Source organism: Streptomyces mexicanus (assembly GCF_902506575.1).
Classification (GTDB): domain Bacteria; phylum Actinomycetota; class Actinomycetes; order Streptomycetales; family Streptomycetaceae; genus Streptomyces; species Streptomyces mexicanus.
In genome coordinates this window covers 1-870 of sequence record NZ_LR732583.1, presented here as the reverse complement: position 1 = coordinate 870, position 870 = coordinate 1, and the positions used below count along the sequence as shown (strand labels likewise).

Genomic DNA, 870 nt, shown 5'->3' with positions numbered 1-870 from the left:
GTCCCTCCTCCGCCGGTACGTGGGCCGAGGCCCGGCTCAGGGTGCGGGTGGCGTGCGCCAGGAGGGCCAGGGCGGCCGATCCGCAGGCGAGGGCCGGCACGCAGCCCGGCCCCCAGGTGCCGACCAGCGCGTCCACCGGGACGCCGAGCGGGTCGCAGCCGGGCAGGCGGGCGGCGAAGACGCTCGCCTGGGCGATCGCCTCGGCCCAGGCCGCGGCGCCGAGGGCGGCGGCCGGGGCCCGGGTGGACCCGTGCGTGGTCAGCAGCCGGGCGAGCAGCAGCAGGGCTCCCAGGGTGAGGGCCTGGGCGTGGGCGGCGGGTTCGTGCAGCACCGCGCCGCACACGGCGAGCAGGGCGGCCAGCGCGCCTAGGAAGGCGCCGAGCACACCGAGGAGCAGCGGCCGTACGGACGCCCCGAACTCCTCCAGGCCGCGGCTGGCCGTCAGCCGGTGCCGGGCGCGCGCGGTGAACCGGCGGGTCAGCCAGGCGGCCGGGGCGCAGGCCAGGGCGAGGGCCAGCACCGGGGCGGCGGCCAGGGGCCAGGCGCCGGACGCGGTGCCGTCGGGCGGCCCGTCGGGGCCGCCGTGGACGGCGACGCCGAGCAGGCCGTCGCCGAGGGCTGCGTAGGCGAGGAGCCAGCAGGTCCAGGCGCGGATGCCCGGCGTGCGCGGCCCGGCGTGCGGCTGCCCGGGCGCGCTCGGCGCGGAGTGGCGCAGCAGGGCGCGCACGGCCAGGGCGACGGCGAGGGTCCCGGCGGCGGCGACCAGCAGGCGCGTGCGGCCCTCGGTGAGGCGGAGCCCGGCCACCGCCGCCGCGCACAGGACGCCGGGCAGCAGCCCGAGGACGACCGCGCGGGCGGACGGCCGGGCTC

Annotated in this window: 1 protein-coding gene; it reads right to left on the bottom strand. The window is 81.8% G+C overall.

Annotation, left to right across the window (positions count from 1 at the left end):
* Positions 1 to 870: hypothetical protein (locus tag GV126_RS32635; protein WP_159674604.1), on the bottom strand; the 870-nt coding region annotated here is incomplete at both ends.